The sequence below is a fragment of the Gracilibacillus orientalis genome (assembly GCF_900114645.1).
In the GTDB taxonomy this organism is placed as follows: domain Bacteria; phylum Bacillota; class Bacilli; order Bacillales; family Amphibacillaceae; genus Gracilibacillus; species Gracilibacillus orientalis.
The window spans coordinates 422,324-445,909 of sequence record NZ_FOTR01000002.1; the positions used below are offsets into that span (position 1 = coordinate 422,324).

Here is a 23,586-nt window from a genome sequence, read left to right on the forward strand (position 1 = left end):
GCTCTCCCTTAAAAACAAATTTTTTATAACTGTCGATATGCTTTTTCTAAATCGTTGATCTGCAATTCTGCACCTTCTAGCCCGATCGATAAACGAATTAGTCCTGGAGATATACCTTCTTCTATTAGCTGCTGTTCGTTATTATCTTTCACTGGAGATGTTACTAAGCTTTCAAACCCTCCCCAGCTGACACCGATTTTAAATATTGATAAGGCATCAATAAATTTAGAAACACTAGCAAAGTTAGCGTCTTTGAGCTCAAAACTTAGTAAACCTGAAAACCCCTTCATTTGTTTTTCTAAGAAAGGAAATTGACTCTTTTCTAGACTTGGGTGATGAATTTTAACAATTTCATGTTTCGTACGTAAATAATCGATAACCTTTAAAGCATTCTCTTGGTGTTGTTTGAGACGGATTGGTAAGGTACGTAATCCTCGATTAATTAAATACGCATCATGTGCTCCAAGTACAGCACCATTCAGCTGATATCCATACTGAAAAATATCGTCAACTAAAGCCTGATCACCTATAACAGCTCCACCAACTACATCACTATGACCACCTATATACTTCGTAAGCGAATGGATCGACAAATTGAATCCTAGGGTTAACGGTTTTTGAAAAATTGGGGTAGACCATGTATTATCAATCGCTGTAATTATTCCCTTAGATTTGGCCAATTGTGCTATCGCTTGAAGATCAACCACTTTCATTAACATTGTTCCTGGGCTTTCTACGTAAATCAATTTGGTATTGTCTTGGATCGCTTCATGAATATTGGTTAACTGATGATCTACAAAACTATACGATATGTTGAACTTTGATAGATACTTAATCAACTGTGTAGTTGCCCCATAAATATTATTGATCAATACAACATGATCTCCGCTTTTTAGAAGCGTAAAAAACATTGCACTGATTGCTCCCATTCCTGAACTAAAGCATTTACATTGCTCCCCCTTTTCAAGAGCTGCTAATTTCCTCTCTAGAATATTAACAGTAGGATTAACCCCTCTAGAATACACATAGTTTTCTCTTTCTAGTTTTTGTGCTTCTGTAAACTCCTTAAAACTTCTAAAGGCAAAAAGACTCGTCTGATAGATAGGAGGTGTAACTGCACCATTATGTTTATGGGGATCCTCCCCAAACTGAGTGCAGATTTCTTCATCAGTGTACGTCATAAATTACTCAACCTTCTTTCTAAAGATATGCTTGAACATTAAATTGATTTTTGAATATTCTATCATACTTTCAACCTGTATGATAGGTCAGAATATTCTGATGTTTATCTTTTTGTATAATTGGATAAATAAGCGATGATATTATACACTTAAAACATGATCTTTTAGAGGTGAATAGCATGAAAATATTAAAAAAACAACGACTTTCGGAAATAGTCGCGGATGAAATAAAAAATTATATAAAAACGCAAAAACTCAATGAAGGAGACAAACTCCCGCCCATTACTTCACTCATCGAGACCTTGGGCATTGGCAGATCTTCACTAAGAGAGGCGCTGCAGTTGTTAGAAACACAAGGATATGTAGAAATCTTAAACGGAAAAGGTACCTACGTGAAACATAATAAACCTTTTCATATTCAGACTGCCTTCGAAATTGAAAATGAACGGCAATTTTTATTAGAAGTTTTAGAAGTCAGGGTTGCTTTAGAAGGGAAAGCTGTAGATTTAGCCGCAAGAAAAGCGACGCAAGCTGATATTGAGAAGATGGAATACCACTTAAAGGAATATATTAGGTGTATCAACAATAATGAAAGAGAAAAAGCAAATCTTTCTGACTCGTTATTCCATCAAACTATTTACGAAGCGGCAAAAAACGGGATGTTGAAAAGTATTATTGATTCTGTTTGGGATACCTTTCATCAATTTTGGAACGAACCATTTGGCATTGAAGATATATTTGATAAAAGCTATCCTTATCATGAAGATATGCTACAAGCTATAAAAGATCAGGATCCTGAAAAGGCTAATGATGCTTTTTTGAAAATCATGGATTCGGTTAGAACTTCGATTAAAGATATTTAAATAAGACCATACTGAGAAAAAACGGAAGAAAGCAACCCTTATGGTGATAAAGGTTGCTTTCTTTCTGTTAATAATTTGAAGTTCATGATATAATATTGTTTACATTAGTTGGAACAGTTTTGATTTTTCGATCACGATATCTTTTATTCTATTATTGGCAGGTAATAGAAGTTTTCTTAAAGAAGTTAATGGCGTTGCTGAAGAGAATGTTTTATTAACTTCTTCAATATAAGATTTGTTCAATTCTGTTCCAACATTTACTTTTTTCATTCCTTGAGAAACACATTTTCTCATGTCTTCATCCGATACACCGGTACCTCCATGAAGTACTAATCCAACAGCTTCCATGTTGGTAGAAAGCTCAGCTAATAATTCAAAATTAATTTTTGCTTTTGATTTATACTGACCATGTGTCGTTCCTATCGCCACAGCTATTGCATCTACTCCCGTTTCTCTGACAAATTTATAAGCATCTTCAGGGTGAGTATAAATGGCGTCTTCTTCGGATACCACCATACCATCTTCAGCTCCGCCGATTGTTCCGACTTCACCTTCTACTGAAGCATTTCTAGATTTGGCATAATCTGTCACTATTTTTGTGTTTTTAATATTTTCATCAATGTCTAAACTGGAACCGTCATACATAACGGAAGTGTATCCTGCATCCATCGCTTTTTTTAGAAAATCAATAGATTTACAATGATCCATGTGTAGGCAAACATTTATCTCTAATCTGTTCGATAACGTTTCAATACTAGATACCAATAAATCCAGTCCTATATATTCAGCTGTTCCGGGAGATGTTTGAATAATAATCGGTGCGTTGAGTTCCTTTGCACCTTCTAACATGGCAGGTAACATTTCCAGACAGTGAACATTAAAGGAGCCTATAGCCCGCTTTCCTTCGTTCTCTTCAAATAATTGATCCAAACTTTTCAACATATTTTATCCCCTCTCTACATGTTTCCCCTTATGGTGTCTTTCGTTAGTTTCATAAGGTCATCAGATTTTTGTAAATATACTTGTACTGCTTCACGATCTCCTTCTTTTGTAGCTTCTTTTCTTTTAATATTGTAGAGCTTAATCAAATCCGTAAATACTTTTCCTAAAGTCTTGTTTTGATCAATACTTTTCTCATAATACTTAATAGCATTATCATGATCTTCCATTTCAAAATATAAACTGCCTAACATATTGAAAATGTGTATTTGATCTTCACTTTCGGTACTTTCCAATTTTGTTAAATATTCTTCAATTTGTTCTGAGAGATGTTCTTTTTTTACCTCCTGCTGCTGTACTGTTTTTGTCTCGTTTTCTTTCTTTTTCTTTTTAAAAAATGGCATCGTCTCCCTCCTTTATGCAAATAAATTCATTATCGGCTGGATAAACCATTCAAATAATAAACCAGCAGTTACTGTATCAACATCTGTTGCTGTTGTATTAACAAATCCGAGACTATTCAAATGTGGTACTAGTAGAGCTGGAAGTAAGGTAATAAAGAATCCATGTGCTATACCGCCGATTAGTACGCCTCTTTTTCCTCCGACTGCATTCATAAATATACCTGCTGTTCCTCCTGCAAAGAAGTTAGTTAGCATACCAGGCAAAATCATAGCTAATCCAAACCATGGAAGCACAAACATTGCGATAACTGTACCAATCGTTGTCGTAATGAATCCTGCTGTCACTGCATTCGGTGCATATGGGAATAATACTGGACAATCTAATGCTGGCTTTGCATCAGGTACAACTTTTAGTGCAATACCTCTAAATGCTGGCACAATTTCAGCTAATAATAATCGAACACCAGAAAGTAGAACATATACACCTACAACGAATTGAACAGCTTGTAAGAAAGCATAGACGATATAATTCACATCGCCGGATAGCTCTGATCCAAATTCACCTCCTGCAAAGATGGAGGTAATGACATATAGCGGTACCATCACCATAGCTACGGACAGGTACGTATCAGATAGAAATCCTAACCCTTTTGGAAATTTAATATTTTCGGTAGAGTCTGAATTTTTACCAACGACTTTGGAAATTCCAGCTGCAAACATATAGCCAATAGTACAAAAATGCCCTAACGCTATATCATCTGTTCCCGTAATTTTCTTTACAATCGGTTGTGCAATGGCAGGCATTGCTACGGCAAAAACACCACCGACTAAACCACCGACAAGAATTAATCCTATACCGGATAAGCCCGCCGCACTGCCAAATACAGTTGTCATTGTAGCCATCCATAATATTGCCTGACCTGTTAAGAAAATATATTTCCATCTGGTGAATCTAGCCAAAATAATGTTAAAGATAAATATAGCCAGAAATGTTAATGCTATTTGATTTGCTAATCCTAAGTCATTCATTGCTTGCCCATTAATGGCCTCAATAGATGGTACGATACCTTCCATTCCAAAGCCTTCTGAGAAAATATCGCCAAAATATAGTAGTGAACCAACAATGATCGAAGAACCCGCAGATAGAACCAAAAATCCTAACATTGTCTTAAAACTGCCAGACATTACTTCACCAAAGGGCTTTCGCTGCAGTAATAGTCCAGCAAACGCAATTAATGCGATGGTGATAGAAGCCTGTGTTAAGATACTATTTATAATAAAGTCAATGACTACCATCATGATAACCCCCTTTATTTATAACGCTCCTTTTGACTTTAAAACGGGAACTAGTTTTTCTTCAATTTCCTTCTTGTCTACTAGACGATCCAAAAAAATTAGATCCATTGATAAATCGTATCTTCTAAATTGCGATTCGAAATTTTTACCTGAAATAATAATGTCAGCTCTTGTCCCTGCGGCAGATGAAATATCTGAATGATCTACAGATGCTTTCACTCCAATATCTTGCAGGACACTTTCCACACTCATTTGGCAAGCAAAGCTACTACCTAAACCCGCTCCACATACGACTAATATTTGTAACATGTTCTCACCTCCTTTTAATAGATTATCTTTTGATATTGTTTAGCAATTTCAACTGTTTGAGGGTGAAGACCACTAAATTGTTTCCTTATTTGATTAAATGGAAATGTTTGTATTTGATCATTGCTTACACCAACCATCACACCGAAATGATTATCGATAATGCATTGTGCCACTTTTGCACCTATCTTCGCGGCAAACGATGCATCCTTAAATGAGGGTCTACCAGCTCTAATATAATAGCCTACTATTGATTTTCTTACTCTTATCCCGGTACCTTCTTTGATAGATGCAGCAATCTCAAAAGAAACGCCTTGATTTCCGGATTGATAATTGTTATCTTCGTAAGCAGATTCTGAGCAAATTATAATTAAAGATTTCTTTTGTTGTAATTTTTTCTTTATCATCATTGTTATCGCACTCTTTTTTGTAGAGTATTCTGGAACAATTGCTAGATCGCCAGCACCGGCGATAGCACTTTCTAATGCTAGATTTCCAGAATTACCTCCTAAAACTTCAACCATAAATATCCTTCCTGGCATATTGGCAGCCGTATCATGAAGTCCGTATAAAAGATCGATCAATTTATTTAAAGCCGTATCGAAGCCTATGCTGTAATCGCTACCAATTATATCGTTATCTACTGTCATTGGTACGAATATGGTGTTAGTCCCTTCATCATGAAGTAATTGTGCTGCTTTTTGTGAACCATTGCCACCACATACGATTAGGCAGTCAAAACCATCTGACTTCAGTTTTCTGTGCAATTTGTCCCTACCCACTTGCGTATAAGGTAGATCGCTTCTACCTGTTTGAACATAGTGAATCCCATCAAGTACTTTATTTTCCCCGTACTGCGGTGTTAAATGAATTGGATCGTTTGTGAGAATACCGTTGTATCCACCATGAAAACCATATAGATCAATATTATGATTGTTCGAAATCATGTCAATCGTGGAATTAATACCCGCTCCATCTCCACCACTTGTAATAAGAGCGACTTTTTTCATGAAATACCATCCCCTATCAAATTATTTAAATCGGCTAATGAAGTCATAGTGGATATTTTATCTATTAAGCCGTTTTCCACGATTTTCACAATCATTTTAATAATTTCTAAATGCTGCTCATTGTCTGTCGCTGAAAAGCTAATCATAATTTTGACTGGTGATGACGTATCTTTAAAATATACTGGCGTTTTTAACGTTACTAAACTCACCCCTACCTTTAATGCTCCGTTTTCTGGTCTGGTATGCGGGATTGCAATACCAGGATATATAACTATATATGGTCCATATTTCTTTACATTGTTGATTACTTCTGTTGCATAATCATCTGTAACAAATCCATTTTTTCTTAACAAAGCAACACTTTTATATATTGCATCCTTCCAATCATTTACCTCAACATTAAATTGAACATTATCTTTGGTGAAATAAGTTTCTGTCATAAGCTTTTCTCCTTGTACTTACTTAAATTTCTTATAAAATCATCATAGTCATAAGTGGATATTAATTTGGTGATTCCAAATTCTTCTATTAAGAAAAAGTAAAGTTGTTTAAATATAACTTCCCAAGTCTTTTGTTTATCCTTAGGAACGCTTAATATGATGATTACCTGCACCTTCTCTCTATCCCAAATAATCGGTTTATTCAGAATACAAACAGCGATAGTTGTTTCTTGCATGTTATTGTCTAGTGGGTGTGGAATAGCTAGTAAATTACTGAGTTCTGTCGATGCCATTCTTTCTCTTTCGTATATCGATTGTTTTGTATACTGATCAATGTACTGCTTCGAATGCATTAGGTTTGTGATGAAATGCAGGACTTCTTCTTTAGATGGCAGATCTATATTTTTGATAAATAGGTCACTTTTGAATATATTACTAAAATGTATTACATCTGTTTCATGCCTATCTTCCATGACTTTGCGCTTAATCAGTGATAAGTCATTATTACTTAAAATAGGATTAACTGTGAAGATTTTATCGGATTCTATATCAATCGGAACGGTTGAGACCACTATATCTACCTGTTCAAGCAAGGACTCATTAAATTCTATTAAGCTTATCGTTTCTACCACACTTACCTGATGGCCATAATAATTTAATATTTTTTCCCTGATTAATGAAGCGGTAGCAAGACCTGAACCACAAACTATCATAATTTTTTTGACATCCTGATTATTCAATCCTTTTTTCTCAAGAGCTACCCCGAAGTGGATAGCTAAAAATCCTATTTCGTTTTCATCAATGTGTAAATTAGTAAGCTCATAGATTTTGTTACTTGCAATAGCAGCAAGCTGAAATGCCAGCGGATAATTATTCTTGATGCTGTTAAGCACTTCATTTCTAATATTCATTTGATATTCAATTCTTTTTAAAGCAACACTAAGGTGAATGATTAATCCATCAACCAACTTCCGATCACCACTGAAATTAATCGATGTTTTCTCTTTAATTTCATGGAGTACCTTATCTAACATGTCTTCCATTTTTTTGTATTCTTTAAAATCGATATCTTTTCTATATAACCTGCTACTTGCAAGAAGATGCTGTGTGATATAAAAAATCTCAGGTTCGATATTAATTTTTAATTTCGTATTTATTTCTTGAATAATTTCATTGGCAACCTTGTATTCTTTTGTAGCTTTTAAAGTTTCCGTGATGTTCACTTGATAATCTAATAGTCTATTGTTTAGGTAACGCCTGATAGTTATTTCGATATGGATAATTAAGTTTTCAAGAGCGACATCTGTTAATTTCAAATGGTTACTTAACAATACTTGCAAAGTAATATCTTTTAATCGCTTAATTTCGTTATCAGGAAATAGATCATTATATACACCAATACTTTGATGATTGAATAAATGTTGGGAAATACAAAACCTTATTTTATCTTCATTTCCCTTCACTTTAATCCCATTAAATCTATCTGTTATTAGCTCTAATCCATATTTTGAGATTTTCGTTTTGACTAATGAAATATAGCTTTTTAAAGCGGAAAGACTAATAAACAATTCTTCAGCTAATTCTTCTTGATAAACACTCGTGTTTGTAAGGCAATTCATTAATATTTTTCTAATAATTTGTTCTTCTAAATCATCCCCTTCTGACCTGTGAATGTTTATAGTTGAATTGTTCTGGATTATGGTGATGTAATCTGAATATAACTTTTGAAAAGCATCATCCTCTCTAATTTCAAGTTCATACCCTTTTCCTTTGTGTGACACAATCTCCGCACCATGTTTCGACATGGTTTCATTCAATTTTTTAATATCATTTCTGATTGTTCTTGTTGTAACCTCTAACAGCAAGGAAAGACTTTTACCCGTCTGAACCCCCTTACTGTTACGTAACAAATGAAGAATTTCTACCTCTCTTTTATTTAGTAGCTTCATTTTCATTTGCCCCTTTCTGCTTTCAGTATAAGTAAGTGCTTACATTTTATTAAGTTATACTTTTTCCTCTTTAGCGGAAAACTTCCTATATAATATTATACGCTATTCAAGTATCGTTTTTTAACCACGCAAAAAGGAGCATTTCCCAAACGAGAATGCCCTAGCCCTATGTTTACGACCAATGATTTAGAAAATCCACTAACTGTAACCGAATCCAACCTTTAGTAGAGCTTGCTGTTAATCCTTCTATGATGAGTTCTTGCAAGTATACGAATTCCAGACAACAAGAACCACAATAGCAACTGATGTAGCATTAAACGAATAACGATGGAATGAGACCACGCATTTGTATGTTAAGGGTCAGTTTAGCACGACTTGCTAAAACTGACCCTTTATTTAATTAGAATCGTTACGATTTTGATGAAGCTGTTGTTGCCCCATCTTGACTAATTCCTGGACCATATTACCGCCTATATTCCCACCTATTTTTCCAGCATCTTTAGCTTTAATATTCCCATTATACCCTTGTTCAAGTGATACATGCTGTTCTGCTGCTACTTCGTATTTTGCTTTTTGAGGATCATTTGTATTAGTGATTTTTGCTTTTAATTTATCCAATCCTTCTCTAGCTTCTGGAACAAGTATTTTATTCTTATTTGCCATTTTATTTACGTCCTTTTCTTGGAATGTTTTCACCATCATGATTTGTTCATTCATCATTTTTAATAATACTATTCACTTAATCCTGAACATCATACATTCTTAAAACTAATTTCATTGGTTTTACGTTACTCTTTGCACACCTCCTCTTATTATTATGTTTTACGTTCAACTAGAATTTATAAGCAATAATTGGCTGAAACGAATAAACGACTTGATGAAATGAATCACCAAGTCGAACTACAACCATTTGATTGAAAAACATGTTATAGACAAAGGCCCACTCTAATAGGGAAATTTATGATTACATGACTAAAGGATACCAATCATCCGGTAGCCTTTCCATTATACTAATTTAACGAGCATTCTCCCTCTCACTTGCCCTTTCAATAACGTAGGAAGAACCTCAGGAAGCTGTTCCAAACTAACCTCTTGCGAAACAAACTCCTCCAAATTAGCCGGTTTAATATCTGTTGCTAAACGCTCCCATGTTTTCACCCTTGTTTTCATCGGACAATACACCGAATCAATTCCAAGCAAATTAACACCTCTCAAGATGAATGGAAAAACAGTAGATGGCAAGTTTGTTCCCGCTGTTAATCCACTAACTGCAACCGAACCTCCGTATTGAATTTGGCTTAAGACAGAGGCAAGAGGTTCACCACCTACTGGATCCACAGCAGCTGCCCACTTTTGTTTCCCTATTACTCTGATTTTTCCATCATATACCTCATCACGAGAAATAATGGTATCGGCTCCAAGCCCTCGCAAATAATCATGCTCAGATTCTTTACCTGTACTTGCTTCCACCTGATAACCGAGAGAAGCAAGGATGGATACAGCAAAACTACCTACACCACCAGTTGCACCTGTGATTAGCACCTTTCCATTTTCAGGAGACAGATTATTTTCTTCTAGACGTTGAACGGATAATGCTGCAGTAAAGCCAGCTGTTCCGATAATCATTGCTTCTTTTAGTGAAAGTCCTTTTGGAAGTGGAACAAGCCACTCGGCCTTAATACGTGCAAGCTCACTGTATCCTCCAAAACGGGAAACACCGATCTCATAGCTAGTCGCAATGACCTCGTCTCCCTCCTTAAAGCTTGGATCATCAGATGAAACAACAACACCCGCTAGATCTATTCCAGGTACAAACGGATACTCTTGGACAATATTGCCATTCGGAATAGCAGCGAGACTATCTTTATAGTTTATCCCGGAATAGTGGACACGAATTAACACTTCTCCTTCTGGTAAATCTTGAATGGTTAGTTCCTTAACTCCAACAGAAAATTCTTCGTTTTGTTTATTTACTACTAGTGCATTAAATTTATCTGACATTATTAGTCCTCCTTCATAATAAACGAACATCCATATTAACCAAAGCATATCATTCGTTGTTAATACCATCAATCATACGGTTCGTTAGTACTGCAGTCCATATAATATCTGCTTGTCACACTTTTGCACAATGGTCGATAGCCACAACTTCAACTTTATAAACCTCGAGATTACATTTTTAAGTTAAGTATTATTTAATTTTTATTAAATGATGTCGAATTTCAAAAAAATATGTTAAAGTATAATATGATATAACAAATAAGGTAATATATGGATACTGGAGAACCGGAAGAATTTAGAGGGGGAGAATGTATTATGGTACATATTTTATGGCGCGAATTTACTGATTCATTTAAAAGTATAAGATCGATTCTAATCATCTTATTTTTAACGTTCATTTCCTATCAATCTGCTAGTTTCTTTGAAAATAATCCAGGTTTAGTGGAGGAATTTTTTTCTACTGGAGGGGCAGAAAGTTCTATCTATACTGCTGCCATTTCACTTATTGTTTTAATGTTTGGCTTTTTGTTTGTTTTCGCTATTTCACATGATATCATCAATAAAGAAATTGAAATGCGAACCATACGATTACTCGTTACCAAGATCCCGCGTTGGCAAATTGTCATCGGAAAATTTATTGGAATATTGCTGTTTTGGGTTGTAACGATTTTAATTTCTTATGTTATCTTAACAGTTATTTCAGGTACTTGGCATTTCCTAGATTACCTACAAACTATACTATTTTTATTTTATGCGATCAGCTTTGTCCTCTTCATTTCAACGATTGTACTGAAATCAAAGTTAACCATGTTCCTAGGAATTATACTAGGTATTTCGCTTCCTATTGTCGGACTAGTTAGCGTTTTCTCTGATAAATGGTATATGATCCCATTTAAATATCTTTTGCCATATAATTATATGGAAAATGCATCGTTTAGTATGCTGATACTACTGATTATTGGAATTGCCTATCTATTAATAAGTGTCGTAATAATGAGACGGAGGGATTTGTAAATGAAGAACATTATTAACGTAGCACAACTGGCAAAACGTTTCGGTACAACAGATGTCTTAAATGGGATAGATTTAACAATTCAAGAGGGTGAAGTATTTGGCTTTATCGGACATAACGGAGCTGGTAAATCAACTTTTATCAATATGTTAACAGGCATTATCAATAAAAGTAGCGGGTCATTTGAGATAATAGGAACTTCTGATCAGCAGCTTGATGACGTAAAGGCTAAAATTGGCGTAATGCCGGATATTTCGAACTTATATGATCACATGAAGGGTATTCAATTCTTAAGATATATGGGTAAACTGGCTGGTGATACACGTACCAAACAGGATTATATAGCATTGATGAAAGACATTGGTCTAGAAGGTGCCGAAAAGAAAAAGATAAAAGCCTATTCATTTGGTATGAAAAAGAAAATTAGTATTGCACAAGCGTTATTAGGTAATCCAAGTTTAATTATCCTTGATGAACCAACATCAGGATTAGACCCTGAGTCAGCGATTAACATTAGAAAATTAATTGTTGATTTACAACAACAAGGTAAAACGATTCTATTAACATCTCACAATTTAGACGAAATTGATAAAATCAGTGATCGTGTTGGTATTCTAAGTGACGGGAAAGTTAAAAAACTTGGTACACCTGATGAGTTAAAAAATAATACATCAAGTGAATTAAGTGTAGCGATACGAACAAATCCTACGTTAACATCGCAAAAATTAGCTGAGTTATCAGCAAATTGGGATTTCAATGTTCAATTTGTTACAACGAAAAAGAAATATGTTGTTGTCAATGTTCCTCATGATAATGATATTGCAAAATTATCAAAAGAATTAATTCATTCTGGTTTTCAATTATTTGAATTAAGAATGGAACAACAGTCATTAGAAGATGTTTTTATTAATAGTAAATAGTAATAAGGAGTGCCAGATACCGGGTTCAAACCGGCACTGGCAATCCTTACTGAATATATTTGAGACAAAAAAAGACTTATCCAAGAATCGAATAAGCCCTTACAATAGTAATAACATTATTTATCTTCTATCATCTGCCGCACACTATCATAAATAATTTGGTGTGCAACTTCAGAAATTTCCCCTTTCTCTTTCTGCTTATCTAAATGCTTAAGCATATCTCCTAAATGTTTTGTCGACTGTTCAACTTTCCCTTTCTCTTGATGGTGTTGTGCTTGCTTTAGTTTATTTTGAAGCAACTCATAGAAAGAATCCTCGATGTCACCATCATCATGGTACTTCTCCACTAATTTTTTTGTTGAGTCATAGTCTGGGTATGGTCTGACCAGGAAGTTATCATACTTTGTATCACTATAGAAAGTACGAACTCCTACTTTTCCATGGGTGAATGCAGTTACACTATGGTCAGTGTAATCAATTTTAGGTTCATCCATGTCGCCCACGTAAACCTTGATGTTGGTTCCATTGACATCAACTTTGATATGCTGCCATTCATCAATCGGTTCATCCAAACTGGCACCCTCTAAATAGTTCCAATCATAATTAAGCTTGCCTAGATGCACGCCATCATTATTGATATATGCTACATAGCCCTGCAGCATATCAGGACTGTTATGGTTGAGCTCTGTACCATGTCCTGGATTATTAGTCCTAAACAAGATGCCACCATCACCTTCACCATTTACAACTTGCATATCTGCTTCGACAATATAGTTACTCCAATTACTATCACCAGTTACAGATTTACCAAAGGTACCTGCTCCTGAACGATAAACACCTTCTTTTTCCACCATTTCAAACTCATCACTATGGTGAAAAGTGAAACTGTGAAAATCAAATTCACCATTGACTGTTTCTACTTTAATCGTATGTTGACCCGCAGGTAACGAAATATTCTCTTGTATAACGCTTGTCCAGTTATCCATTCCACCAGTTTGTGGAATATCGATGATACCCGTGAGATCTACTTCATCATCTAACCAAACTCTTACTTGACTACCTTGGACAACATTAGTAACACTTAAATCTAATACGTATTCACCAGCTTCTGCGATATCTACATTGTACTTATACCATTCCTCTGCTTGATTCCAACTAATATTAAACGTACCATCCGGATGGTTACGTATATCTACACCATCATATCGGTATTCTCCACCTATATTTTCAGGATTGCTATCATGATAGGATTCACCTTCTCCCCCTGTCATATAATCAACAGCCATTACTTTTCCTGGTAATGTGTGAGGTTGATCAAATGTATGGAAGATCATTTTTGATAAGGAAAGCTCTCCAGAAACAACCTCTATTTTCAAAGTGTGTTTTCCTTCAGGTAATGCAAGGTCTGTAATAGGTACTTGCGTCCATGTATCTGTTTCCGTAACAGGAATTTCAACCTCACCGGTTAAATCTGTTTGATCATTTAATAGCACTTTTATTTGTGTATTTTCACTCGCATTATTGGCAATCAAGTCAAGATTATATTCACCTGCTTCACCAACGTTGACATCGTAATTAATCCATTCACCTTCCTCAAAGCTGTCGACAGCAAATTCACCTGCAGAATCTTGTTTGATATCTACCCCATCATCTCTAAATTCTCCGCCAGTATTTGTTTCTGTCTTATCATGATAGGCAACTCCTTCGCCACCTAAATTATAATCGACCGCTTCGATCATTCCTGGTAAGGCTTTGTGTACATCAAACGATCTGAAGTTAAGTGTGGACATGTCAAATTCTCCAGTAACAATTTCTAATTTCAAGGTATGCTCACCCTTTGGAAGCTCTATGTCTTCGATCGTTAGTGTCTCCCAATTATTCCAATCACCCGTACTAGGGACGTCTACAACACCTGTTAGGTCAGTGTCATCGTCCAACCATAGTCTAACTTCTGCATCGGTAAATGTTGTTGCCAATTCGATTTCAAGATTGTATAGTCCACTTTCTTGGACATCTACATTATACTTCAACCATTCATCGGTTTGATTCCAGCCGACAGCATAACCACCATTTGGCTTTTTTCTAATATCGACTGAATCTGTTCTTAGTTCTCCACCAATATTTTCTGTCGTTCGATCATGATATCCTACTCCTTCACCACCAGTAATATAATGACCTGCTTCGATTGATCCAGGAATTGGTTTATGTTCATCAAACGTGCTAGTCGCCTCTGTATTGGTATCCACTTTCCATTGACCTTCATACCGGTCCCATCCTGTATCTAAACCATCATTAAAATCATCGAACAAAACAGATACAGGTTGATGTTTGTTTACATCAAAGCTGGCAAAATTTACTTCTCCTTCGATGACTTCTACCTTAATGGTATGTTCTCCTTGAGGTAGTGAGGCTTTATCAATCGAAATATTCTGCCACTGATCCCAACCACCTGTATTTGGCATATCAACAATACCAGTTAAATCAACTTCACCGTCTAACCATAACCTCACTTTTGTATTATCTTCAGGTGTCGCCATTCTCATATTAAAGTCGTAGGTAGCCTCTTCTTCGATATTGACATTATAGTTTAGCCATTCTTCTTGTTGGAGGGAATTCACACTTAATCCACCTTCAGGATTAGGACCGATGTTAACGTGATCTTTGCGGTAGGTATCCATTACTTCATCTTTTGTGGAATGGTATCCTTTTCCTTCTCCATCGGAATTATAATGAACAGCCTCGATGGTACCTGGTAAAGGCTTGTACTCATCAAATATGTTACTTCCATTCACTTGATTACTAGTTGCGATATAACCAAACGAAGCATGAACATCCATGGTGGTGTATCCAATTTTTCCACCCGCTATGTCCTCAATCTTCCTTGTTTGTTTATGCATGCCATCAACATAAAACTTGAACTCTGTATTTTCTTTTTCCACCCTGATTTGGTGCAATGCTGTATAATCAAAGTCTTCTGGTAGTGATGATGTTTCCCATTCTAAATCTTCACCATCAACACGGAAAAAGGTTTCCAGTTTATTGTTTTCAGGGCTTAATACAGCTAATCCATAATTATCTTCATCTTGATAGGAAAATACGGCGCCCAAACGAGGGTTAGAGCTATCTCCTTTTTCAATCATATCGGCATTGAATTCTGCTGTATAATTCGCATCTGTCTCATGTGCAGTTACCTGTCGATACCATGAATCGTCAGCTATTGTAGCTTGTTCCATTGCATAGGAGTCATCATGGCTTACAATCGACCATTCTCCACCATTAACAGTAGACCATTCTGAACCAACTTCCTCTCGTTTGAAACGGTCACTAAAATCCGGTAATAGTGGATCAGGCTGTTCAGATGTAGTTGGTCCGAGTACGACCATTTTGTCACCATTCCAGCCAATCCGATCGATATTCATAAACCTCCCCGGTTTTGCATGACTATGATAGACCATAAACTCTGAATCAAGATCAGGACCTCTTATTATTGAATTATGGCCTAACCCAACATTTGATCCTTCCGAGTTAATTAAGATCGGATTTTGCGTGCTCCCTTCAAAATTACCGGTTGGTGAGTCACTTGTAGCATAGTCAATTCGATAGGCATTGCTCCAAACATGATTACCAGTATACGTCATATAATACTGTCCATGCCTTTTAAATACAGTCGCACCTTCTGTCCAACCATTCATTTCCGCACCAGTGTTTATTTCTGGGCCGAATGTGTAAGGGTCTTCCATTTCGAATGCACTGATATAATCCTGACCGGTACCATAAAAGTACCACTTGCCGTCATCATCAATAAATATATGCCCATCAATTCCCATGCCGAGGTTTTCTGTCTGCAACTCAAAAGGCCCTAGTGGACTGGTACTTTTATAAACATAATGTCCATTACCACCAGGTGAAGTATACATATAAAATGCTCCATTCCAATAGGTGACTTCAGGAGCATAGGCCGCTAATGTACTTGGTTCTTCTGTTACAAGACCAGCATACTCCCAATTGACCAGATCTTCTGAGGTCCACGCCTTTACACCGCTTTTATCGTCCACTGTACTTGCATACAAATAATACGTCCCATTGTGGTTTAAAATATAGGGATCACCTTCCCCATAAAATTCACCACTATCCCATTCCCACGATTTAGGTAAATCATCAAATGGATTACTATAGGCAAACGACATACTTGGTAACGCCAAAATTCCAACAAAGAAAAGAAGTATTCGCAATAACTTCAAAGTAATATGCTCCTTTTTATATTATTTGATAGTACTGCCAACTAACCCTAAAGGCTAGATGGCAAATAAATTATTGTGTTAATTGCATATAATCTAAAGTTAATTCTCCTGTGGTTTGTGATAAATGAATAGTCTGTACCCCCGCTTCTAACTCTACTGGGATCGAAACACTATCCAATTTATCACCAGTTGGTGGAAACACTATTTCGCCCATTTCATTGTTGTTAATAACTACTTTCTGTCTACTCATACCATTGGTTTCGTTACTATAGGTTAGATCTAAGTTGTATGTTCCTGCTTCTTCTACATTTATTCGATACTCTAAAACACTTTCATTGCTAGTAAAGTTCACTTTTTGCTTATTGGATGCAGCAAACGTGTTGATGATCGTTGCGTTAGTTAATTGTGCGTGTTCTGCTTCATATTTAAATTCTGACTGACTTGGAACTAGTTCAATAAAATCGAGCTCTGCAAATTGATTTCCTTTTGTTAATCTGATTTTATTTTCTTGGTCATCCAGGCTGATCTCTTTCTCAGTGAAATACCAGCTATCCCAGCCATAACTATTATAATTAACCTCACCGATTGAAGTATCGTTAACAGATACATGATGGGAGGCCGGCTCTCCCATGCCATTTGCATACCTAACTTTCAACGTATAATCTCCTGCTGGAAGATCCACATCAAATTCTACAAAACTATCATCAAAATCAATATGGCCTACCTTTGCTTGATTAGAAGCCGATGTATTGGATACTATGCTGGCACGGTTAATAGTAGCATCCTCTGCTTCAAACTTGTAACCTACCGGAAGTTTAGGGGTTAACGTCCCTGCCTGCTCTCCCGACGGAACTTCTAGTAAAGTTCCAGTTGCGACAGGTTTGCCAAAGTTTGGTGTTCCATCTTCATTCCATGTGAATTTTTGCATCCTGATATTCCGGTCCCAACCTGATCCCTGAAATTTAGCTCCATGGTAAATGATCCAATCCTCAGTTCCATCTGGTGACTTAAAGAAACCATTATGTCCAGGACCATACACACCAACTTCTGGGTCCTTTTCAAATACTGGTTCCGAACTCTTTTCCCATGCATCAGGATCAAGTGGATCTGATCCAGTAAAAGTTAACATCCCTAATTTATAATCATCTGTCCAACTACCACTAGCTGAATAAATCAGAAAAAGCTCTCCATCATCATTTCTTAAAAATTGTGGACCTTCATTGATAAGTGGTTCCCCAATTTTTTCCCAATCATATTCTGGCCTTGATAATTCTACCCTGTCTCCGCTTATCGTCCAGGGATTGGTCATTGGTGCAATATAAATATCCTGACGCACATTGACGTCACCTTCCCAACCAGACCATGCAAAGTAGTACTCGCCATCCATTTCTAAAATCGTTCCATCAATGGCCCATTTGTCAGAAGGTGTCGTTATCTTGCCATAGGTAGTTCCTTCCGGATAAGAATAATCACCAAATGGATCAGATGTTTCTGATTCAAGTACATGCATACGTTGTTTTTCCATGTCACCACCAGATGCGGCAAAGTAGATATACCATTTTCCATCAATGAAATGAATTTCTGGTGCCCAGATGTGTGCACTATTAGGGGCGCCTTGTTCTGGTGTCCAAACGACTTTACTTTCTGCATTTTGTAAGCCTGAAATTGTTTTCGATTTCCAAATGGTTACGTTATTCCCTGTTGTATTTGTATAGTAATAATAGCCATCTGTATGTCTAACAATCCACGGGTCTGCTCCATCTCCAATCACAGGATTTTCAAAAAGTTGTGCTGGTTCTTCCTCGTAGTAAAATGTGACATGACCTATGTCTGCTTGTTGTCCACCGTTATTTTTTGGAGCATTTAATTCATTATCCATGGTATCCTCCTGATTATAACTATAAAGATTACCTGCATTACCACCTTTAACAAATACATACTTGATGCCAATATCTGACTGCCAATCTAACGTTTTATTATCCTGAAAGTCGATATGAATGGTTCCATCATGATATGACCCGCTTTCTTGCGAGTTATCATCCAGTTCCAACTTAAATTGCTTTAGTTCCTTTAATTCCTCTGGTAATTGCTCATTTTTGGAATTGTCATTCCCGTCTATTCGGATAGGATCCGCTGAAGCTAGAATACTAGAATCTTTACTTACAACAATCAGAGGTACCACTAAAACAGCAATAAACAACAAACCTAACATTCGTTTCAATTAAGCCACTCCTTTTCCATTAAATATTCGTTTAGCGATTTTTAACTTGAGCTTTGCCGAATCAATCACCCCCTTTAGTTAGAGGCATACTAGTAATATTGTTAGATTTTCGTCATCTTTTTGTCAGACTGATCTGGTTCAGCCTTTATTCTCATCATCTTTAATGGTGCATTGTTTCTTGGAACTCTACTCGTTAACTTAATGAAATACGTAATCACTAATAGGAGCATGAGACTAAAGAAAAATCCCTGCCAAGGCCCGACAAAAATTAAATTTAATGCGTTATCCAACGAGAAAATAAAAATATTACTGAATAGTAAATAAACAAGTACGTTTTCACCCATCAACCTTAATAATCCTAATCCCTTTTGCCAGTGATCTAATACTATTGAAAAAAGGTAATAGATATAAAGAATCAAAGTTGGTCCAATAATCCAATATATACTTGGCGGAAATCTATCAGGTAACTGCATATCCCTTGTTAGGAGATAAATAGAATCGTACCAACTAAAGAAATCAAGAAATATTTCCATTGGAAATCGATTCGGTATTTCGCAAAATAGATACCAATTAAATAAAATGGCAAATACTGTACAACCGGAAAGGTTACTACGTCTGTTGACCCTACCAATAAGCCTAGTTGTGCTATAGTGATCGAACTATAATCAATCCAAGTCGTTACTAAAAGTAGAGAGCATAACATCCAAAATAGCGTCGGTCGATTAGAAATCCATATAAAACTATGAAATAATACTAGTCCCAAAAAGATGATCAAAGAAAAGGAAACTAAAAATTCAGACCAACCCGGAATAACTTGCAAGACCAAGATTGGCATAATCGTATCGATAGTTAGCGGTTGATTGCCTACATATATTTGAAATGCTATACCAGATAGATAAAATGCCAACAGTGTCTTTATTCCTGTTATAAGCATTTTCATATAAACAGATCGAAAGGGCTTACAAAAATAAGCTAGTTGACAGACATATCCAAAACAAAATACAAAACCTGAAAAGGTAATTAAATTAAAAAATTGTGTAATATAGGGAATCGATATAAAAATAGATTCATCACTGAAAAATTGAAGCACGTGCGTATAGACCATACCAATAACTAAAAGACCTTTAAAATAATCAACAGAGTGGTCGCGACCATTTATGACAATCACTTCCCGCAAATTTAATATTTTTAAAATAGGGATTGTTCTGTTGCTTAGAACAATCCCTAGAGTTTTAATCATTGATTTTTTTTATTTTCTCTAGTGCAATTTTTGGAGTTCGGTCTTCTTTTAATAAACCATTAATTTCTTGTTGAACATCTGTTATTTGTGTATAACAATAACCTGATATATATGGAATTTCTTTAATGGCATTCGTGATACTTTGGTAGCGGCTTAAAAATTGTTCCTCTGTTTCGACTTGATTACCATAACCCCAACCACTTCCTTCATCAAAAGCAATACCACCATATTCAGAAATTATGATCGGTTGGCCTTTATACTCATAACCATTAGCAAATGGATACTTATCATTATTATGGGCTATTTCATTATTTACAATGGCGTCTTTATCTTGATAACGCTCTGAAAATCTCTCACCAAACTCCTCATAATCATGCAGGCAAATAATATCTGAAATGGTATGTTCCCAACCATCATTGACAATAACAGGTCGCTCAGAATCAATGGATTTCGTTAAATAGTATATCGATTCTGTGAAAGCTTGTTCTTTTTTATTGGTTGCGATATGAGGTACGCCCCAAGATTCATTAAACGGTACCCAAGTGATGATCGATGGATGATTATAATGTTGTTGGATAATGTCTAACCACTCTTTGGTAAAGTTCTCAACAGCTTGATCGGAATACTCATATGTTGCAGCCATCTCAGACCAAACCAATAACCCTTTGCGATCACACCAATACAAAAAGCGTTCATCTTCTAATTTTTGGTGTTTTCGCACACCATTAAAGCCCATTTCTAGTGTTTTCTCGATGTCTTCTATCATCGCTTCATCAGACGGTGGTGTCAGCATCGTGTCTAGCCAATATCCTTGGTCTAATAAAAACTTTTGATAGATAGGCTGATTGTTCAGCAATACTTTTCCATCTTTTATCGATACTTTTCGCATACCAAAGTAGGAATGAACTTCATCTAGCAATCTATCATTTTCATATAAACCAAATGTCACGTCATATAAATTGGGATGTTCAGGTGTCCAGTGCATCACCTTCCATTCATGTATTTCAGCTAATAGATCTACTTCAAAATGCATCGAAGAACGATTTGGCGTGAAAGCAAATTGTTTCACTTTTTCCCCTTTAAAATGAATCGTTGTTTCAACTCTAAGCTGTTCATCCATGTTTCCTGCTAGTGAATAATCAAAAGCTACTGAATTTGTATCGATATTCGGTGTCATCTTTACATGTTCGATACTTCTATTTTCAAGAAATTCTAACCAAACCGTTTGCCAAATCCCAGTTGTCTGTACATACCAACAACCGAAATTCTCCTCTACCCATCTTTGTTTGCCTCTTGGTTGATAACAACTGTTGCTATCCTCTACTTTCACAACTAGTTTATTTTTGGCGTTGGTTGTAACAGCGTTAGAAATATCAAAGGAAAACGCAGCACTTCCGCCTGCATGACTACCAATATATTCGTCATTCACCCATACTTTGGTTAGATAATCTGATGCTTGAAATCGTAGCATCACTTTTTTACCAATTTGATCAACTGGTATCTCAAATGATCTTTGATACCATACATAAGGGTGGAAATTTTCATCCCTGATTCCACTTGCTTTTGTTTCATACGTGAATGGAACTTGTATATCCATTGCTTCCGTCAAGTTCTGATGCCACCTGTCACTTTCCCCGATATTTTGATCATCAAATGCGAACTTCCATGTTCCATTCAAGTTTATCCAACTATCTCGCTGAAATTGCGGTCGTGGGTATTCTGTTCTTTGATATGTGATTGTATTTTCCATTGTGTCAATTCTCCTTTGTTATCCTTTTATTCCTGTAAAGCTAATACCTTTTACAATTTGTTTTTCAAAAATTAAGAATGCGATGATTACTGGGATAGATGCAATCGCATTTGCTGTCATTGGTTGAACATACGCTTGTGAATAAGTAGCATTAAATACCGGTAAACCTACTGGTAGAGTGTACAACGTCTCAGACAATACCGATAAATATGGCCATAAAAAGTTATTCCATGAACCGATAAAAGTAAAAATACCTATCGCTGATAAAGCTGGTTTCGCTAATGGTAAAACTATCTTGTAAAATAGTTTAAAATAGGAACATCCATCGATAATCGCACTTTCGACCACTTCTTTTGGTACATTGTCAAAAAAGCTTTTCAATATAATCACACCTAATGGTGATGCTATCATCGGTAAGATTAATCCCGCATACGTATCAATTAACCCGAAGCTCTTTGCCACCTCATAAAGTGGGATAATGGTTGCTTCTCCAGGAATCATTAATCCTAGTAAAAAGAAAATAAAGATAAAGTTTTTGAAGCGAAATTTCATTTGTGAAATGGCAAACGCCGCTAGTGACGTTATAATCAATGTTAAAATGGTTGTAATTACCGCTACAAATAAACTATTAAACAACCAACGAAAGATTAAACTTCCGAACATAATATCTACATAGTTATAGAACGTATATGGTGGCAAAAACCATTCGAATGGTTCTGTTGTTGAAAAACCATTCGGCTTAATCGAAACAAACAACATCCAAATGATAGGTAAAATAAAGATTAACGCTATGATAAATCCCAACGTTACCTTCAATCCTAATTTAGGATCACGATTTCGTTGTAATACCGTATTTTTACTTTTTTTAACTTCGATAGTTGCCTCATTACTAAATCGTCGATTACTCATTTAGTTCTCCCCCGATCTTTGACTCTTTAATTGAATAATAGAGAGAATTAATAAAATAAAGAATAACGCATAAGACATCGTTGCGGCATAACCTAAGTTATTTTGATTAAACCCAACTTCATAAATATATTGTATTAACGGCCTAGTTGCCCCACCAGGTCCACCGCCTGTAATTAAGAGAATCTGAGCAAACACTTTATATGACGCAAGTACTTGTAACAGAAGAATGACGCGCCCAATCGGAATAAGCTGTGGTAATGTAATATACTTAAACATATCCCAGCGAGAAGCACCATCTATTTCACTTGCTTCATATAACGAGTGAGGGATATCCTGTAAGCCGGCTAAGAATAAAATCATATTGAAACCAACCGTCCACCATAAAGTAACGACTACAATGGTCACCCATGCTAATCCTTGATCTGCCATCCACTTCGGCTCTGCGTCAATGCCGATCATTTGAATGATATTATTTACCAATCCGTTATATGGCTGAAGCATAAAGATCATCAGAAAAGATATAACAGAAACAGATAATATACTTGGTATAAAAAAGGAACTACGGAAAAATGTTTTAAACTTCGTGTTTAGGTTGGATAATAGCGCCAAACCTAATGCCAATAAGACCATCGTTGGTGTTGTCAAAATTACAAAAAACGTTGTGTTCCATAACGTTCGCCAAAAATGTCGATCTGTAAACATTTTTGTGTAATTTTCCAACCCAACAAACTCTATTTTACGAACTAATGTCCAATCATACAGACTCATCTCTAAACCTTTGAAAATTGGAAATATCGTAAAGATCATATAAGCAATAAAGAATGGCAATAAAAAAGGAATTGCTCTAAAATCTTGGATCCATTGTTTCTTCATCATTTGACCTCCTATTATAAGGATGTAGCAC

Annotated in this window: 20 protein-coding genes; 3 read left to right on the forward strand and 17 right to left on the reverse strand. The window is 35.9% G+C overall.

Features of this window, described 5'->3' with window-relative positions; genetic code table 11:
* Positions 1-23 precede the first annotated feature (23 nt).
* Complete coding sequence (locus BM121_RS05460; RefSeq protein WP_091482186.1) at positions 24-1,181, reverse strand: trans-sulfuration enzyme family protein; 1,158 nt, start codon at positions 1,179-1,181, stop codon at positions 24-26.
* Between the two features lie 179 nt (positions 1,182-1,360).
* On the opposite strand from BM121_RS05460, the gene BM121_RS05465 reads away from it, so the two are divergent.
* Positions 1,361-2,044 carry a FadR/GntR family transcriptional regulator gene (locus BM121_RS05465; RefSeq protein ID WP_091482187.1) on the forward strand — a complete coding sequence of 228 codons (684 nt, stop codon included), beginning with the start codon at positions 1,361-1,363 and terminating at the stop codon, positions 2,042-2,044.
* Positions 2,045-2,143: 99 nt separating this feature from the next.
* Here BM121_RS05465 and BM121_RS05470 read toward each other — a convergent pair whose 3' ends face one another.
* From BM121_RS05470 to BM121_RS05510, 9 genes are all read right to left on the reverse strand, one after another.
* A complete protein-coding gene (locus tag BM121_RS05470; RefSeq protein WP_091482188.1) occupies positions 2,144-2,986 on the reverse strand; it encodes a class II fructose-bisphosphate aldolase in 843 nt (280 codons plus the stop codon).
* Between the two features lie 14 nt (positions 2,987-3,000).
* Positions 3,001-3,387, reverse strand: coding sequence for a tetratricopeptide repeat protein (locus BM121_RS05475; RefSeq protein ID WP_091482190.1), 387 nt, complete (start codon positions 3,385-3,387; stop codon positions 3,001-3,003).
* A gap of 12 nt (positions 3,388-3,399) precedes the next feature.
* Positions 3,400-4,686, reverse strand: coding sequence for a PTS sugar transporter subunit IIC (locus tag BM121_RS05480; RefSeq protein WP_245780741.1), 1,287 nt, complete (start codon positions 4,684-4,686; stop codon positions 3,400-3,402).
* A 15-nt stretch (positions 4,687-4,701) separates the two neighbouring features.
* A complete protein-coding gene (locus BM121_RS05485; RefSeq protein WP_091482194.1) occupies positions 4,702-4,992 on the reverse strand; it encodes a PTS sugar transporter subunit IIB in 291 nt (96 codons plus the stop codon).
* Positions 4,993-5,006: 14 nt separating this feature from the next.
* Complete coding sequence (locus BM121_RS05490) at positions 5,007-5,999, reverse strand: 6-phosphofructokinase (RefSeq protein ID WP_091482196.1); 993 nt, start codon at positions 5,997-5,999, stop codon at positions 5,007-5,009.
* The gene (locus BM121_RS05495; RefSeq protein ID WP_091482198.1) at positions 5,996-6,439 is read right to left on the reverse strand and encodes a PTS sugar transporter subunit IIA; all 444 of its coding nucleotides are present in this window, start codon (positions 6,437-6,439) and stop codon (positions 5,996-5,998) included. Before BM121_RS05495 ends, BM121_RS05490 begins: the two co-directional genes overlap by 4 nt.
* Complete coding sequence (locus tag BM121_RS05500) at positions 6,436-8,388, reverse strand: BglG family transcription antiterminator (RefSeq protein WP_175495331.1); 1,953 nt, start codon at positions 8,386-8,388, stop codon at positions 6,436-6,438. Before BM121_RS05500 ends, BM121_RS05495 begins: the two co-directional genes overlap by 4 nt.
* 396 nt (positions 8,389-8,784) lie before the next feature.
* Positions 8,785-9,051, reverse strand: a complete 267-nt coding sequence (locus tag BM121_RS05505; RefSeq protein ID WP_091482412.1) for a small, acid-soluble spore protein, alpha/beta type — start codon at positions 9,049-9,051, stop codon at positions 8,785-8,787.
* A 342-nt stretch (positions 9,052-9,393) separates the two neighbouring features.
* Positions 9,394-10,389 carry an NADPH:quinone oxidoreductase family protein gene (locus tag BM121_RS05510; protein ID WP_091482202.1) on the reverse strand — a complete coding sequence of 332 codons (996 nt, stop codon included), beginning with the start codon at positions 10,387-10,389 and terminating at the stop codon, positions 9,394-9,396.
* Positions 10,390-10,704: 315 nt separating this feature from the next.
* Here BM121_RS05510 and BM121_RS05515 point away from each other — a divergent pair, with 315 nt between their 5' ends.
* Positions 10,705-11,403: an ABC transporter permease gene (locus BM121_RS05515; protein WP_091482204.1), complete on the forward strand. Its 699-nt coding sequence runs from the start codon at positions 10,705-10,707 to the stop codon at positions 11,401-11,403.
* The gene (locus BM121_RS05520) at positions 11,404-12,321 is read left to right on the forward strand and encodes an ABC transporter ATP-binding protein (protein ID WP_091482206.1); all 918 of its coding nucleotides are present in this window, start codon (positions 11,404-11,406) and stop codon (positions 12,319-12,321) included. It abuts the gene before it with no gap.
* A gap of 116 nt (positions 12,322-12,437) precedes the next feature.
* Here BM121_RS05520 and BM121_RS05525 read toward each other — a convergent pair whose 3' ends face one another.
* The 7 genes from BM121_RS05525 to BM121_RS05555 form a co-directional block, all read right to left on the reverse strand.
* Entirely contained in the window at positions 12,438-16,562 is a 4,125-nt protein-coding gene (locus tag BM121_RS05525) for a carbohydrate-binding protein (RefSeq protein WP_245780742.1), read from the reverse strand.
* 70 nt (positions 16,563-16,632) lie between these two features.
* A complete protein-coding gene (locus BM121_RS05530; protein ID WP_245780750.1) occupies positions 16,633-18,774 on the reverse strand; it encodes a family 43 glycosylhydrolase in 2,142 nt (713 codons plus the stop codon).
* A 110-nt stretch (positions 18,775-18,884) separates the two neighbouring features.
* A complete protein-coding gene (locus tag BM121_RS05535; RefSeq protein WP_091482210.1) occupies positions 18,885-19,127 on the reverse strand; it encodes a hypothetical protein in 243 nt (80 codons plus the stop codon).
* Between the two features lie 137 nt (positions 19,128-19,264).
* Entirely contained in the window at positions 19,265-20,023 is a 759-nt protein-coding gene (locus BM121_RS05540) for a hypothetical protein (protein ID WP_091482212.1), read from the reverse strand.
* A complete protein-coding gene (locus BM121_RS05545; RefSeq protein ID WP_091482214.1) occupies positions 20,016-21,773 on the reverse strand; it encodes a glycoside hydrolase family 2 protein in 1,758 nt (585 codons plus the stop codon). The genes BM121_RS05540 and BM121_RS05545 overlap by 8 nt, the downstream gene beginning before the upstream one ends.
* A gap of 18 nt (positions 21,774-21,791) precedes the next feature.
* Positions 21,792-22,682: a carbohydrate ABC transporter permease gene (locus BM121_RS05550; RefSeq protein WP_091482216.1), complete on the reverse strand. Its 891-nt coding sequence runs from the start codon at positions 22,680-22,682 to the stop codon at positions 21,792-21,794.
* Positions 22,683-23,558, reverse strand: coding sequence for a carbohydrate ABC transporter permease (locus BM121_RS05555; RefSeq protein ID WP_091482218.1), 876 nt, complete (start codon positions 23,556-23,558; stop codon positions 22,683-22,685).
* Positions 23,559-23,586 lie beyond the last annotated feature (28 nt).